Annotated in this window: 10 protein-coding genes; 7 read left to right on the top strand and 3 right to left on the bottom strand. The window is 74.9% G+C overall.

All coding sequences use genetic code 11. The features are described 5' to 3' along the window. Positions 1 to 502 (top strand): hypothetical protein (locus ACFYYR_RS06080; RefSeq protein ID WP_388847437.1); only part of this gene is annotated, 502 nt, incomplete at its 5' end. Positions 503 to 704: 202 nt separating this feature from the next. Next, a complete protein-coding gene (locus ACFYYR_RS06075) occupies positions 705 to 1403 on the top strand; it encodes a class F sortase (protein WP_388847435.1) in 699 nt (232 codons plus the stop codon). Between the two features lie 110 nt (positions 1404 to 1513). Here the strand turns inward: ACFYYR_RS06075 and ACFYYR_RS06070 are convergent, their stop codons facing one another. Together ACFYYR_RS06070 and ACFYYR_RS06065 are read right to left on the bottom strand one after the other, a co-directional pair. Beyond that, positions 1514 to 2311, bottom strand: a complete 798-nt coding sequence (locus tag ACFYYR_RS06070; RefSeq protein ID WP_388847433.1) for a histidine phosphatase family protein — start codon at positions 2309 to 2311, stop codon at positions 1514 to 1516. 35 nt (positions 2312 to 2346) lie between these two features. Continuing rightward, on the bottom strand, positions 2347 to 3099 hold the full coding sequence (locus ACFYYR_RS06065; protein ID WP_388847431.1) for an SDR family NAD(P)-dependent oxidoreductase: 753 nt from the start codon (positions 3097 to 3099) through the stop codon (positions 2347 to 2349). Positions 3100 to 3374: 275 nt separating this feature from the next. Between ACFYYR_RS06065 and ACFYYR_RS06060 the strand changes: the two genes are divergently transcribed. From ACFYYR_RS06060 to ACFYYR_RS06040, 5 genes are all read left to right on the top strand, one after another. Then, complete coding sequence (locus ACFYYR_RS06060; RefSeq protein ID WP_388847429.1) at positions 3375 to 4700, top strand: aspartate aminotransferase family protein; 1326 nt, start codon at positions 3375 to 3377, stop codon at positions 4698 to 4700. Next, entirely contained in the window at positions 4700 to 6262 is a 1563-nt protein-coding gene (locus ACFYYR_RS06055) for a class I adenylate-forming enzyme family protein (RefSeq protein WP_388847427.1), read from the top strand. The genes ACFYYR_RS06060 and ACFYYR_RS06055 overlap by 1 nt, the downstream gene beginning before the upstream one ends. 238 nt (positions 6263 to 6500) lie before the next feature. Next, positions 6501 to 7679 carry a ketoacyl-ACP synthase III family protein gene (locus ACFYYR_RS06050; protein WP_388847426.1) on the top strand — a complete coding sequence of 393 codons (1179 nt, stop codon included), beginning with the start codon at positions 6501 to 6503 and terminating at the stop codon, positions 7677 to 7679. Then, positions 7673 to 12964 carry a beta-ketoacyl synthase N-terminal-like domain-containing protein gene (locus ACFYYR_RS06045; RefSeq protein WP_388847424.1) on the top strand — a complete coding sequence of 1764 codons (5292 nt, stop codon included), beginning with the start codon at positions 7673 to 7675 and terminating at the stop codon, positions 12962 to 12964. The genes ACFYYR_RS06050 and ACFYYR_RS06045 overlap by 7 nt, the downstream gene beginning before the upstream one ends. Positions 12965 to 13169: 205 nt before the next feature. Then, positions 13170 to 13898 carry an alpha/beta fold hydrolase gene (locus ACFYYR_RS06040; protein WP_388847422.1) on the top strand — a complete coding sequence of 243 codons (729 nt, stop codon included), beginning with the start codon at positions 13170 to 13172 and terminating at the stop codon, positions 13896 to 13898. A 112-nt stretch (positions 13899 to 14010) separates the two neighbouring features. Here the strand turns inward: ACFYYR_RS06040 and ACFYYR_RS06035 are convergent, their stop codons facing one another. Next, positions 14011 to 14973: a Gfo/Idh/MocA family protein gene (locus tag ACFYYR_RS06035; protein WP_388847420.1), complete on the bottom strand. Its 963-nt coding sequence runs from the start codon at positions 14971 to 14973 to the stop codon at positions 14011 to 14013. Positions 14974 to 14976: the final 3 nt, after the last annotated feature.

Here is a 14976-nt window from a genome sequence, read left to right as displayed (position 1 = left end):
CACCGGTGGTGGTGCTCTGGCTCTGTCGTCGAAGGATGACGAGGACCACGGCAAGCAGTCCCGTGAGCGTGGGGACCATGAGAAGTCGTGGGAGGGCCGCAAGCCGCACGGCGGCATGCACACCGGTGGCGGGGCCCTCGCCGCGACGCCGGCCGACGACTGGGACCAGGACGGCGGCTCGTCCTCCCGCCGCGAGGACAGCGGCTCGTCCAGCCGCGAGGACAGCGGCTCGTCCAGCCGCGAGGACAGCGGCTCGTCCAGCCGTGAGGACAGCGGTTCGTCGTCCGGCCGTGAGCGCGGCGAGGAATCCCGTGAGCGTGGGGACCACGAGAAGTCGTGGGAGGGCCGTCGGCCGCACGGTGGTGTGCACACCGGTGGCGGTGGCCTGGCCGAGTCCGGCGGTGGCCTGGCGGCCGGTTCGGCGCTCGCCCTCGGCGGCATCGGTGCCGGCGCGTACATGCTGCGCCGCCGCCGCAACGCCTCGGGTGACGCGGCTGTCTGATCCGGCCTGCACCCCTCGGCATGTGCTGTGCCGTCGCGGTCACCGCTCACCGGCGGTGGCCGCGGCGCCTGCATGTCCCCCGCCCCGGGCTCCGCTTTCCGGGCCCGTCGCATCCGGAACCCGAGACGTTCGCGGTGCCTGACGGACGACGGCTCCGCGCGCTGTTGCTCCATCCGCTCCCACGAAAGGCCTCATCCCCGCCATGCCTCCGGTGAAGCCGCCCCAGCCGAACCCGTCCCGTCCCGCGCCCCCGTCCCGCCCCTTCGGCCGTGCCCTGCTGTGGCCCGCCCTAGCCGTGGCGTCCGGCGCCCTCGTCCTCCACAGCACCTTCGACAGCACCGAGCCGGACGCCAAACCGGAGGCCCCGCCCTCGGCCGTGGCCCCGGTGACCCCGGATGCGCCCACCGCCACCCCCACCCGGGCCCCGTCGCTGCCCCGTTCCGCACCCCAGCGGATCTCGATCCCGGAGATCGCCGTCGACGCGCCGTTCACCCCGCTGACCCTCGGCGCCTCCGGGCAGCTCAACGCGCCGCCCGCGGGGGACACCAACCTCGTCGGCTGGTACCGGGACGGAGCCACACCCGGGGAGCGCGGCGCCTCGATCATCGCGGGGCACGTCGACACCAAGACCGGTCCCGCCGTGTTCGTGCAGCTCGACAAGCTCAGGCCCGGCAGCGACATCCACATCACCCGGGCGGACGGCCGGGTGGTGACCTTCCGGGTCGACTCCGTCGAGACCTTCAGCAAGGCGAACTTCCCCAGCAAGCGGGTGTACGCCGACACCGCATCGCCCCAGCTCCGCGTGATCACCTGCGGGGGCGAGTACGACCGGAAGGCCATGGACTACAAGGACAACGTGGTGGTGTTCGCGCATCTGGACTCGTCCCGGAACAGCTACTGACCCGGGTGCACGCCCGCGGTGGCCGGCCCGCCGAAGCCGTCGGCGCGCGGCACGCCGCGGCGACACCTCCGGCGGAACCACCCCGGGCGGGACGGGAGCGATCGCCCGGGTCAGCCCTCCAGCGCGGTGAGGTGCGCCCGGTCGTCGTAACGCGCCAGCCGCCACCCGTCGTCACCGTGCACGAACTCGTTGATGGAGGTCGGTGCCGGAGAGGTGTCGGTGAACATCTCCGGCGGCGCGATGCCCAGCAGCCCCACCGAGGCCGCCACGATGAACCCCGAGTGGCAGACGACGAGAACACTCTGCCGGGGCCGCTGCCGCACCAGCCGCCCCATGAACCCACGTGCCCGGCCCAGCAGTTGGGACCAGCTCTCGCCACCGGGGGCGAACGGCCGCTCCGGCTCGGCCGTCATGTCGAACCCCCCGTAGCGCCGGCCGTACTCCTGAATGGACAGGCCGTCGGCCCGGCCGAAGTCGAGTTCGCGGACCTCGGTGTCGACCGCCGGCGGACCGATCCCCAGGTGGGCGCCCAGGGCCTCGGCGGTCTCCCGGGCCCGCGGCACCGGGCTGGTCAGCAGCGCGTGCAGCGGCCCCGCCCCCGAGGCCAGACGTTTCGCCAGGTGCGCGGACTGCTCGCGGCCCAGGTCGGTGAGGCCGTCGCAGTTCCGCTCCCCGGCGACCAACCGGTTGACGCTGGCGTGCGACTGCGCGTGCCGGATCAGCAGGATGCGGGAGACCGCGGAACCTCCCCCCGGGACCGGCGAGCGGCCGCCGGGAGCGTGGTCCGGAGCGGGGGCCGGGGCCGGAATCGGAAGGGGATTCGGGTGGGGGAGTGCGGCGCCGGACCGGCCCCGCGGCGCCTCGTCCGGGTGTCCGCCCGGCGGCTGCGGCATGGTGGTGTGCGTCATCCGTTCCGATGCCCTCGATTCACCGTGTACGCGGCTCAGTTGAGGTACCAGCCGCCGTCGACCGTCAGATGCTGACCGGTGATGAACCCCGCCTCGGGAGAGACCAGGAACGCCACCGCAGCAGCAATATCGTCCGGATGCCCGTGGCGCTTGATGCACTGACGGGCGAACTCCCGCTCCCGCCAGGAGGGATAGTCGGGGTGGGACCGCTGCTCGGGACTCAGCTCGATCGATCCGGGGCGGACACCGTTCACGGTGATGCCGTGCGGGCCCAGCTCCCGGGCCAGCGCCCGGACGAGCGCCTCCAGCCCGCCCTTCGCCGCGATGTAGGGGGCGAGTTCGGCCCGCCCCAGCTGGGTGAGCACGGAGGAGATCGCGACGATCCGGCCGGTGGCCCGCGCCACGAGGTGCGGGGTGACCGCCCGGATGCAGGCGGCGTGCGCCAGCAGGTTGATCTCGATCGCGGCACGGATGTCGTCCCGGGTGGTGTCCGCCCAGGGAGCGTACGGATAGGCGCCGGCGTTGCACACCAGAACGTCCAGCCGGGCCCCGTGGGCGGCCACGCCGTCGGTGAACCGGTCCATGGTCTCCGGCAGCGTCAGATCCCCGGTCACCTCACCCAGCACCGCGGCGCCGGCGGACACCGCACGGCCGGTGGTCCGCGCCAGTCCGTCGTCGGCGGTGAGGTGGGTGAGGATCAGATCGTGCGTCGCGGCGAGGCGTACGGTGACGGCGGCTCCCAGGCCCGATCCGGCCCCGGTCACCACGGCGACGGGTCGAGACGGCACTGTTTCCCTCCTCGGTAGGGGACCGGTTCCCCGGAAAAGGGACCGGGGTGTTCACTCCCGCCCGTGCGGCCCCCTCCGCCCGTGCGGCCCCTCCTCCCACTCCGTCCACAGCCCGAATCCTGTCATCGGGAGCTGTCGGCCGAACCCGTGCAATCCAGCCAATCCGCATGTGCCTGCTGTTGGCGGCAGAGCACTTGCGGCAGGCTGATAGCCGTCGTTCGATCAGTGCGCAGCCAGGCCAGTTCCACCACAGCCGTTGATGACGGAGGTTCGCAGTGGGAGATTCGGGCGCCACCCGACCGACGAATGCCGGTCTGCTGGAGGACATCAGAGAGGTGGTCGCCGGCGGGGTCAGCAGCAGCATGCGCGCCGCGTCGATTCCGGTGCCGCTGGTCGTCCGGCGGGCCCGGGGCTGTCTGCTGTGGGACGTCGAGGACACCGAGATCGTCGATTTCAACATGGGGTACGGACCCCATGTGTTCGGCTACGCCGACCGCGAGGTCCTGGACGAGGTCGCCGACCAGTTCACCCAGGGGCACATGACCGGGCTGCCCCACGCGCAGGACGCGGAGGCCGGGGCCCTCATCGCCGAGCTGGTCCCCGGAGTGGAACAGGTACGGTTCGCCAACTCCGGTACGGAGGCCATCGCCTCGGTGCTGCGGCTCGCCCGCGCCTCCACCGGACGCTCCCTGGTGGTCACCTTCGAGGGTCACTACCACGGGTGGAGCGAGACCGTGCTCCGGGTGGGCAAGAACACCCTGCATCTGCAGGGCCACGAACCGACCGACGTCGTCCCCGGCGCACCGGGAATGATCCCGGAAGCCCTGGCCCACACCCGCCAGTTGCCGTGGAACGACGAGCAGGCGGTGCGCGACCTCTTCGCCCGCTGCGGGGACCGCATCGCCGCGGTCATCCTGGAACCGGTCCTGGTCAACGCCTGTGTGATCCCGCCCGCGCCGGGATTCCTCGAGCTGCTCCGCGACCTCACCACCCGCAGCGGCTCGAAGCTCGTCTTCGACGAGGTGATCACCGGCTTCCGGGTGGCCCGCGGCGGCGCACAGGAGCGGTACGGCGTCGAGCCCGACCTCACCGTGCTCTCCAAGGTCCTCGGCGGGGGGTTCCCGGTCGCCGCCTTCGGCGGACGGAAGTCCGCGATGACCATGCTCGCCTCCCACGAGGCACACCACGCGGGCGTGTACGCGGGCAACCACGCGGCGCTCCGCGCCGTCGTCGCCATGCTGCGGAAGATCCGCGCGACCCCCGGGCTGTACGAGGAGCTGGAGGACATCGGCGCCTACGCGGAGCAGTCGCTGCGCGAGGTGTTCGCCGCGGAGAAGCGGAACGTCCTGATCAGCCGGGTCGGTTCCATCATGTCGGTCTCCCTCCTCAAGCGCCCCGTGGAGAGCGGTGCCGGGCTCCGGGAGACCGCGTCCGCCATCGACTTCTCCCACCACCGCAGGTTCCAGATGCAGGCCCAGCGGGCGGGCGTCTACTTCCACCCCAACGCGCTGGAACCCTGGTTCCTCAGCACCGCGCACACCAGGGAAGTCATCGACAAGGCGTCAGGGGCCCTGAGCAGGGCTCTGATCAGCCTGGTGTGATGACGTCCCCAGCGGCGTCCGGGGCGGACGCCTCCGCGGCGCGGGAGGAACTGCTCCTGCGCCTCCGCGAACAGGCCGGGCGACTGGGGGACACCCCCCTGATCATCGAGGGTGGTCACGCCACCGGCGCGCGACAGCTCGTCGAACGCGTGGACGCCAGGATCCGGGCGTACCGGGCGTGCGGCGTGGGGGAGTCCGCGCTGGTGGGCACCCTCGCCTGGCCGCCCGCCGAATTCATCGGCGATCTGTTCGCGATCGTCGCCGTGGGCGCCGTCGCCGTCCCGCTGCCGCGCCGGCTCACCGCATGGGAGCTGGAGCGGCTCCGCGCCCGCCTGCCGCTCACCCACCTCGCCACCCCGCGGGACAGCCCGCTGACGCTCCGCACCGCGGCCGCCGTGCACGGCGAACGGGCCCTGAGCCGCGGCCCGGACCGACGGCACGAGGCGTACCGGCAGGCCGCCACCGCACAGATCACCTCCGGGACCACCGGGGTGCCGCGGGCCGCGCTGCGCTCCGCCGCCGCCCTGCTCGCCGAGGCCGATCACTACCGCACGGCGCTGGACCTCTCCCCGTCCGGCCTGCTGGCCTGCCCCGTGCCGCTCCAGCACGCCTACGGGTTCGGCCTCTGCGCGGTGGCCGCCCCTCTCGCCGGGGCCCCGGTCCGGTACCTCTCGGCCGATCGGCCGCGGCTGCTGCTCCGGGATCTCGCCGAGGCCGGCGTGTCGCTCTTCGTCGGTGTGCCCCCGATGCTGCGGCTGCTCGCCAAGGCGGCGCGCGACGAACTGCCAGGCCCCCCGGTCGGGTTCCTGTCCGCGGGGATGCCGCTGGACGCCCACACGGCCGGGGCCGTCGCGAGCCGGCTGGGCGGCCGGATCGGCCAGGTCTACGGCACCACCGAGACCGGGCCCATCTGCGTCCGCGCCCCGCTGCCCTGGAGCGAGGACCTCCGCTGGCCCGGCCCGCCGCTGCCGGGTGTGGCCGTACGCCTGACGGACCCGGACGGGGGCGGCTCCGGGCCGGCGCCGTCACCGGCGGAACGGGCCGCGGCGGTGGCCGGGCCGGGCGACCGGGCCGACGGACCTGCCGGGACGGCCGTTGCGCGTGCCGAGGCGGCGGCCGGCCGGACCGACGGTCTGGTCACCGTCGGCTCGCCCTCGATGATGTCCGGATACGCCGAGGGCGGGACGGTCGACGCCCGGCCCCTGCGGGGCGGGTTCGTCACCGGCGACCTGGCCCGCTGGGACGGCGACGCGCTCGTCCTCGCGGGACGGCTGTCCACCTGCATCAATGTGGCGGGCGTCAAGATCAGTCCAGAGGAGATCGAAGCCGCGCTGCTCGCCCACCCGGCGGTCGCCTCCTGTCTGGTGACCGGACACGCCGATCCGGTGCTGGGGCAGCGCATCAAGGCCACCGTGACGCCGGACACCGTCGGCCTCGCCGAACTGGAGCGGTTCTGCCGCGAACGGCTCTCGCCCGCCCAGGTGCCCCATCTGTTCACCGCGGTCGCGTCGCTGCCGACGACCGAGACCGGCAAGGTCATCCGGCCGAGGGGCGGAGAGTAGACGCACGTGTGCCGCAGCCATCCCGTCCCCGGGCCACGCGCCCACGGTCCACCTCCCCGCGTACCGCCGGCCCCCGGGCCCGTCCCCGGAGCGCGCCCTCAGGGGCCGCGCGTCCGCGGCCGGCCGGCCCGTACGGCCGCGGCCCCACCGGCCCCCAGCACCACGGTGTTCAGGACATTCCCCGGGCGGTCCCGTTCGGCCTGCCTGAACGCGCCAGACCCACCCGGAGGAGAACGACGTGAGAATCGAAGGCATCCACCTGGCGGCCACCGGGGCGTACATCCCGCCCCGGGTGAGCACCCGGGAGGCGGTCGAACGAGGCTGGTACGAACAGGAGCTGGTCGACTCCTGCGGATGGCGGAGCATCGCCGTGGCGGACGGCATGCCCGCCCCCGACATGGCGGTGGCCGCCGCACGACAGGCGTTCGAGCGCTCCGGTCTCGGCCGCGAGGACATCGACCTCCTCGTCCACACCTGCGCGTACCACCAGGGCCCGGACGGCTGGTCAGCGCCGCACTACATCCTGCGCGGCACCCTCAACACCCCCATCCCGGCCCTGACGGTGGACCAGGGGTGCAACGGCTTCCTCGCCGGAATCGAGACGGCCACGCAGTATCTGCTCGCCGCACCGGCGCGGACCGGCGCCCTGGTGACCAGCGCCGACAACTTCGGCGCCCCGTCGGTGGACCGGTGGCACGCCCACCGCGACGCCGTGCTCGCCGACGCCGGAACGGCCGTCGTGCTGAGCAGGCGCCCCGGCTGGGCCCGGCTCCGCTCCGTGGAATCCGTGTCGCTCCCGGAGTTCGAGGTGCTGAACCGGGGGCACGAGCCGCTCTTTCCCCCCGCGCTCACCGTGGGCAAGCAGCTCGACATGAACGAGCACCTCGAAGCGATGATCGAGGAACTCGGCCCGCAGGCGTCCCGGATCGTCCAGGACTACGGCGCGGCCGGCGGCAAGCTCGTCGAGCAGCTGACGGCCGAAGCCGGCATCGCGGTGTCCGACCTCACCGCCGTCCTCCACCTCGGCGCCGGGACGACGGCCTTCCTGGAGAGCCACCTGCAGCCCATGGGGCTCGACGCGGCCCTGGGCGACGTGGCGTACTTCCGCGAGGTGGGCCACGCCGGTGCCTGCGACATCGGGCTGCAGCTCAACCACCTGGCGGAGGAGGGCCTGCTGAGCATCGGGGACCATCTCCTGATGCTCAGCTCCGGCCCCGGCATCATGATCACCGCCGCGGTGGTCGAGGTGGTGTCGCCGCCCGCGCTCGGCGCTCCGGAGAGGGCACGGACGGACGCGGACACGGCCACCGGCAGCGCCTTCGGAGCCCCGGGCACCGGCACCACGGCCACCCCGGGCACGGGCATCGCAGCCGCCCGGGGCACCGGCACCGGCACGGACCGGGGCGCGGCGTGGTGACCGGCGGTCCGGCCGGCCGGGTGCCGGCCGGCGCACCCCCCGAGCCCCTCGCCGTCATCGGGCTGAGCTGCCGCTTCCCCGGCGGTGCCGACTCCCCGGACTCCTTCTGGGAGCTGCTGACCCGGGGGACCGACGCGACCCGGGACGGCGCGGACCGGTGGTCGGCGTACACCACCGGAGGTCACGACACCGCGGCCGTGGTGCGCGACACCACCAGCCGCGGAGGGTTCCTCCACGACATCGAGGGCTTCGACGCGGCCTTCTTCGGGATCTCCCGCCGCGAGGCCGAACTCATGGACCCGCAGCAGCGGTTGCTCCTGGAACTGGCCTGGGAGGCCTTCGAGCACGCCGGCATCCCGCCGCTCGGCCTGGCCGGATCGGACTGCGGGGTCTTCGTCGGCGTCGGGTCCGACGACTACGGCCGCCGGCTGCTGGAGGACCTGCCCGGGATCGAGCCCTGGACCGGGATCGGCGCCGCGCTCTGCGCCACCGCCAACCGCATCTCCCACAGCCTCGACCTGCGCGGGCCCAGCCTCGCGGTGGACACCGCCTGCTCCTCGTCCCTGGTCGGTGTGCACCTCGCCTGCCAGAGCCTGCGCTCCGGTGAGAGCGGCCTCGCCCTCGCCGCCGGGGTCAACCTGATGATCGCGCCGGGGCTCTCGGTGACGCTCGACCGCGCCGGAGCGACCTCTCCCGACGGCCGCAGCAAGTCCTTCGACGCCGCGGCCGACGGCTACGGCCGCGGCGAGGGCGCGGGCGTCCTGCTGCTGAAGCGCCTGGCCGACGCCCGGCGCGCGGGGGACCGCGTCCTGGCCGTCATCCGGGGCAGCGCCGTGAGCCAGGACGGCCACACCGAGGGCATCATGGCCCCCAGCGGCACCGCGCAGGCCGAACTCCTGCGCCGGGCCTACGCGTCCTGCGACATCGACCCGCGGACGGTCGACTACGTCGAGGCACACGGCACGGGCACCGTGGCGGGCGACCCGCTGGAGGCCTCGGCGCTCGCCGCCGTCGTCGGAGCGGGCCGGCCGGCCGGCCGGCCCTGCCTCATCGGCTCGGTGAAGTCCAACATCGGCCATCTCGAAGCCGGATCCGGCATGGCCGGAATGATCAAGACGGTGCTCGCGCTCCGCCGTGCGGAGATTCCGCCGACCCTGCGTTTCAGCGGCCCCAACCCGGCCATTCCCTGGGCGGATTCGGGCCTCCGGCTCACCGCGGACCGTACGCCCTGGCCGCCCGGGGACCGTCCCCGCCGGGCCGGCGTCTCCAGTTTCGGCTACGGGGGCACCATCGCCCATGTGGTGCTGGAAGAGGCGCCCGCGGCGCGGGAGGAGCCGGTGCCCGGACCGGCGGAGGCCGTACCCGTACCGGGCCTCTTCCCGCTCTCCGCCCGCTCCGGCGCCGCCGGCCGCGCGGACGCGGGACGGCTCGCCGACTGGCTGAGCGGCCCGGGAGCCCAGGTGCCGCTCGGCGCCGTCGGGCACACCCTCGGCGTGCGCCGCAGCCACCTCGAATGGCGGTCGGCGGTGGTGGCCACCGGCCACAAGGAGCTCGCCGCCCGGCTCCGCGGCCTCGCCGCGGGCGACGCCTGCCCGGGCACCGTCACCGGCGGGGCGATGGGCGAGCCCGGTCCCGGCCCCGTCTGGGTGTTCTCCGGACACGGCGCGCAGTGGAGCGGCATGGGCCGGGACCTCCTCGCCGGCACCCCCGGATTCGCCGCCGCCGTGGACCGGATCGGCCCCGCCTTCGCCGAGGAACTCGGTGTCACCGCACGGCAGTTGATCGAGGCCGGCGACATCGCCCGGGTCGATCTCGTGCAGCCGATGCTCTTCGCGGTCCAGCTGGGCCTGGCCGCCGTGTGGCAGTCGCTGGGCGTCCGGCCGGCCGCGGTCATCGGCCACTCCGTGGGAGAGATCGCCGCCGCGGTCGTGGCCGGCATGCTGACCGAGGAGGACGGCGCCCGGCTGGTGTGCCGGCGCAGCGCACTGCTGCGCCGGGTGGCCGGCGCCGGCGGCATGCTGATGGTCGGCCTGCCCGCCGACGCGGTGGCCGCGCGGCTGGGCGGCACCGGACTGGTCCCGGCCATCCTGGCGTCGCCGCACTCCACCGTGGTCGCCGGTGACACCGCCGAGGTCGAGGCCGTCGCCGCAGCACTCGGGCGTGACGAGGACCTGGTGGTCCGCCGGATCGCCACCGATGTGGCCTTCCACAGCCCGCACATGGACCCATTGCTCGACGAACTCGTCGCCGCGGCAGCGGAGTTCACCGTGAGCGCGCCCCGCGTCCCGGTGTACAGCACGGCGCTGGACGACCCGCGGGACGGATCGGCGCGCGACGGCGCCTACTGGGCGGCCAACCTCCGCAATCCGGTGCGGTTCCGCCACGCGGTGCAGGCGGCGGCCGAGGACGGCTTCCGGGTCTTCCTCGAAGTCTCCGCCCACCCCGTCACCGGCCATTCCCTCCAGGAGACGCTGGAGGCGGCCGGCGCGGGCGAGAGCTGTGTCGCCGGATCGCTCCGCCGCGACCGGCCCGAACGGGAGCAACTCCTGCTGAACGCGGGCCTCCTGCACTGCCACGGCGTCCCCCTCGACTGGCCGTCGCTGCACCCAGGCGGCCCGCCGGCCCCGCTCCCGAACCGGACCTGGCACCGGCAGCGGTACTGGCGGGAGCCCGTGGTCCGGGACACCGGACGGGGCCGGCCCGAGGTGTCCGGCCGGACCCTGCTCGGCTCCCGTGCCACCCTGGCCGGATCCACCCCGCTGGACCTGTGGAGCGGCCGGGTCGACCGGGAGTCCCGGCCGTATCCGGGCAGTCACACCATCCAGGGTGTCGAGATCGTCCCGGCCTCCGTGGTGCTGGAGACATTCCTGCGGGCCGCCCCGGACGACGGTGAGCAGGCCCTGCGCGACGTCTCCTTCGCCGTCCCCCTGACGCTGGAGGACGCCCGGGAGATCGATGTCATCGCCCAGGACGGCACCCTGCGGCTGCACTCCCGGGCGGCCGGATCGGAGCCGGGCGACGACAACCGGCCGTGGCTGACCCATGCCACGGCCCGGCGGACCGGTGCCGCCGGACCTCCGCCCGGCCCGTCGGCCGACGCCGGCCCCGGCACCGAACTGCCACTCGATCTGATTACCCGTCACCTCGCCTCGGTCGGCGTGCCCGGCATGGCCTTCCCCTGGCAGGTGCACCGGCTGGAACGGACCGCCGGGGGCCTGCGCGCCGAGGTCACCGCACCGGACGGCTCCGGCGCCGAACCCCCGGCCTGGGCGCCGCTGTTCGACGCCGCCCTGTCCGTCGTCCCCGCCGCCTTCCCCGGGCCCGCGGTCCTCCGGGTGGTCTCCGCGGTCGCCCGGACGTGGACCGCCGGCCGTCCACCGGTCCGCGCCCGGATCGACGTCACGGTCACCGGCCCGGTCACCGACGCCGACGCCGGTGCGGACGTGCGGATCGCGGACGAGGACGGACGGACCGTCGCGGTGCTGGAGGGCGTGCGCTACGCCGGGTCCGGAACCGGGCTCCGCGCGGCCGCCCCCGACGAACTGCTGCACCGCACCGAGTGGCGCCCACTGCCCGGTGGCGGGACGGACACCGCCCGTGCCCCGCTCACCCTGCTGCTGATCGGCCCGGACGGCCCGCTGCGCGAGCGCCTGCGGTCGGTCGCCGCCGATGCCGGGCACCGGTGCCTGCCGATGGCCGGCCCGGAGGACCTCGACGCACCGGTGGCTCCCGCCGGTCCGGTGGAGGTGCTGCTCCTCCCGGCCGAGAGGACCGGCGAGGCGGAGACCGCCGGCCGGGCGGGCACCGGCACCGAGCCCGAGGAGGGGGCCGACGCGCTCGCCGCCCGGAACGCCTGGCTGCTCGCGCGGACCGCCCAGCTGATGGCCGCGTGGCCCCCGGCCGCGGGCCGGCTCTGGTCGCTCACCTGCGGAGTCCGCGAGGCGCGCGATCTCACCGCGGTGGCGCAGGCCGCCCGGTGGGGGCTCGGACGGGTGATCGCCGGCGAGCACCCCGAGATCTGGGGCGGCACCCTCGACCTCGGCCACGACGGATCCGACGCCGACCTCCGCGCCGCGCTGGAGGTGATCGCCCGGCGCCCGGGTGAGGACGTCATCGCCCTCCGGGACGGCATGCCCCAGGCCGCCCGGCTGGCCCGTGCCGCCGCTCCGTCGTCGTCACCCGCTCCGTTCCGCTGCCGGCCGGACGGCAGCTATCTCATCACCGGCGGTCTGGGCAGCCTCGGCGGCGCGATCGGCCGCTGGCTGGTGGACCGGGGAGCCCGTCGGCTGGTGCTCCTCGGACGCGGCCCGCTGCCGCCCCGCACGGCCTGGTCGCACCCGCGGGACGCGGACGAGGCCCGCCGGATCGAGACCGTCCGCGGCCTGGAGGCCCTCGGCGCGACGGTCCGCGTGCTCTCCGCCGACATCGCCGACCCCGGCGCGGTCGCCGCCGCCCTCCATCCCGACGCGCTGGGCATGCCGCCGGTCCGCGGCGTCGTGCACGCCGCCGGTGTGCTGGACGACCGGCTGCTCGGCCGGCTCGACCCGGACTCGCTGCGGGCGGTGCTCCGTCCGAAGGCCGGAGGCGCGCTCACCCTCGGCCGGCTCTTCCCGCCGGGCAGTCTCGACTTCCTGGTGCACTTCTCCTCCTGCGGCCAACTGCTCGGCCTCACCGGCCAGGCCGCCTACGCCTCGGCCAACGCCTTCCTGGACGCCATGGCCGTGCACGACCGCACCGGGGGCGCCACCGGCACCATGAGTCTGGGCTGGACCTCCTGGCGGGGCATGGGCATGGCGGTCAACGAGGCCGTGGACGCCGAGCTGCGCGCGTCCGGGGTGGGGGACATCGCCGCGGCCGAGGCGTTCGGGGCGTGGGAGCACGCCGCCGGGCTGGACGAGCCGCACCTGGCCGTGTTGCGGACGGTGCCCCTCCCCGCGGGGGCGACCCGCCCGCGCCTGCTGGCCGAACTCGCGACGGACACCGCCGACGGGGCGGACCCGGCCGGCTCCGAGTCGGGCGGCATCTGGGAGCTGCCGCCCGACGAACTCCGGGCCCGGCTCCACGAGGAGACCGTCACCCAGGTCGCCCAGGAGCTGCGGCTCGACCCCGCGGAGCTCACACCGGACCGCTCCCTGCTGAAGGCGGGCATGGACTCCGTCCTGGCGATCGTCATCCGCCGGCGGCTGGAGGCACGGCTCGGCCGCAAGCTCCCGGCCAACCTCATCTGGCACCGGCAGACGGTGTCGGCGGTGGTGGACTACCTCGTCGACAGCGCACGCCCGTGACGACGGGCCCGTGCCGCCACGGCAGCCGCCGGGCGGCGCGGGCCCGACATCCCGCGCCCGCCGCGTCTTCCGGGAGCCGCCGGGCGACGCGGCGGGCATCACCGGCCCAACGTCCCGGCCCCGTAAGGACGTTCAGCGGACAGACCGGCCGTCGAACGAGTAGCATCACGGTATGCCGTATGATGAGACGGTTTATCCGGATGCTGTGTCCGCCGGTGCGGTGCCCCTGAGCTTCCGGGACATCGGCGACCCGTCCGGCGCCCCGGTCGTCCTGCTGCACGCGCTGGGGAACACCGGGCGCACCTGGGACGCCCTCGCCACCGCGCTCGCCGCCCGCGGGCGCCGTGTCATCGTGCCGGACCTCCGGGGCCACGGGCGCAGTCCGCGCCCCGGCCGCTACTCCTACGCACTGATGCGGGAGGACGTGACGGCGCTGCTGGACCGGCAGGGTGTCGGCACGGTCGACCTGGTGGGGCACTCCATGGGCGGTCACATCGCCTGGCTCATCGCCCAGCACCGGCCCGGACGGGTCCGCCGCCTGGTGATCGAGGACGCCCCGCCGCCGCCCCGGGACGCCGCGGGCGAGGCCGCGCTGCGGGCCCGCACCGCGCACGCGGGCGGACGGCCGGTGATGGCGCTCTTCCAGGAGTTCCTCGATCTGCGCCGCTCCCGGGGCATGGACCGCGGCGCGATCCGGCCGGTCATCGACGGACTGCGCAGCCCCGATCCGGTCTGGTGGCGGAGGCTGCCGCTGGTGTCCGCGGAGACCCTGGTCGTCAGCGGCGGACCGGGCAGTCCGGTGTCCCGGTCGCTGCTGGCCGAGGTGGCCGCCACCGTTCCGCGGGGGAGCTTTCTCGCCATCGACGCGGGCCACTATGTGCACCGGACGGAACCGGAGCGGTTCGCTGCCGCGGTGACGGCCTTCCTCCGCTGATACCTCGGCCGGCACCTCGGCTGAAACCCTGGCTGACACCCCCGGCCGACACCCCGGCGCCCGGGACGGCGCCGGCCCCGGCCGCCACCGCACCAGGCGGCCGGAGGCGGCGTCACCCCAGCAGTGCGGCGGCGGACACCGGACGCGCCCGCTCGTAGGCGGCCTGCACCAGCAGCTGCAGCCCCAGGGCCTCCTGAGCGGTCGCGATCGCGGACGGGGCGGTGCCCGTCACCACGTCGAACCAACCGGAGATCGCGGCCAGTTCCGGCCGCCCCCCGGCCTCGACCACCGTGCCGTCGGCCAGGCGCAGTTCCCCCCGACGCAGGTCCAGCACATGGGTGCCGGAGGTGGTGCGCACGGTCACCGCCATCGCCAGCCGCCGGCCGGCCCGGTCGATCCGCAGGGTCGCCGGAACGCCCTGGAACGACAGCCCGACCCTGGCCCGCTCCTCCACCTCCGCCGAGTCGACCTCGCAGCTGTGCACGTCCGGCCGGCCGAAGACGGTGACCAGGATGTCCAGGGCGTGCAGCCCGAGGTCGAGCAGCGCCCCGCCCCCGGCCCGCCTCGCGTCGCCGTACCAGGGGGTGCAGGCGCGCCACACCCGGTCGCCCGGGGTGACGAAGGTCAGCTCGATCTCCTGGGTGCCGTCCCGGGCCACCTCGGTGAAGGGCTTCAGCAGCTCATGGAACCGGTACGGCAGGTTGACGCCGAGGAGCCGGTCGGCGTCGGGGTGTGCCGCGATGGCCCGCGCCGCGTCGACCCCCGCGGCGAGCGGCTTCTCGCACAGCACCGCGACCCCGGCGTCCAGCGCCGTGAGCACCGCCTCCGCATGGGCGTCGTTCGGGGTGCAGACGCTGATCACGTCCGGTGCGGTCTCCTTCAGCAGCCGGTCGACCGAGGAACCGGTCCACACCCCGGGCCGGTCCGCGAACAGCGCCTCCGCCCGCCCGGCGTCCAGGTCGACGGCGCCGACCGGTTCGATGTCGTCCCGGGCGTCGGCACAGGGCAGGTGGTAGCGCTGGAACACTCTGCCGCAGCCCACACCGGCGAAGCGGGTTCTCCGTGCACCGGACATCGG

Origin of the sequence: Streptomyces sp. NPDC001922 (assembly GCF_042891165.1) — a bacterium.
Classification (GTDB): Bacteria; Actinomycetota; Actinomycetes; order Streptomycetales; family Streptomycetaceae; genus Streptomyces.
Note: the sequence above shows the minus strand (reverse complement) of the source record. Positions and strands in the feature narration are given on the sequence as shown.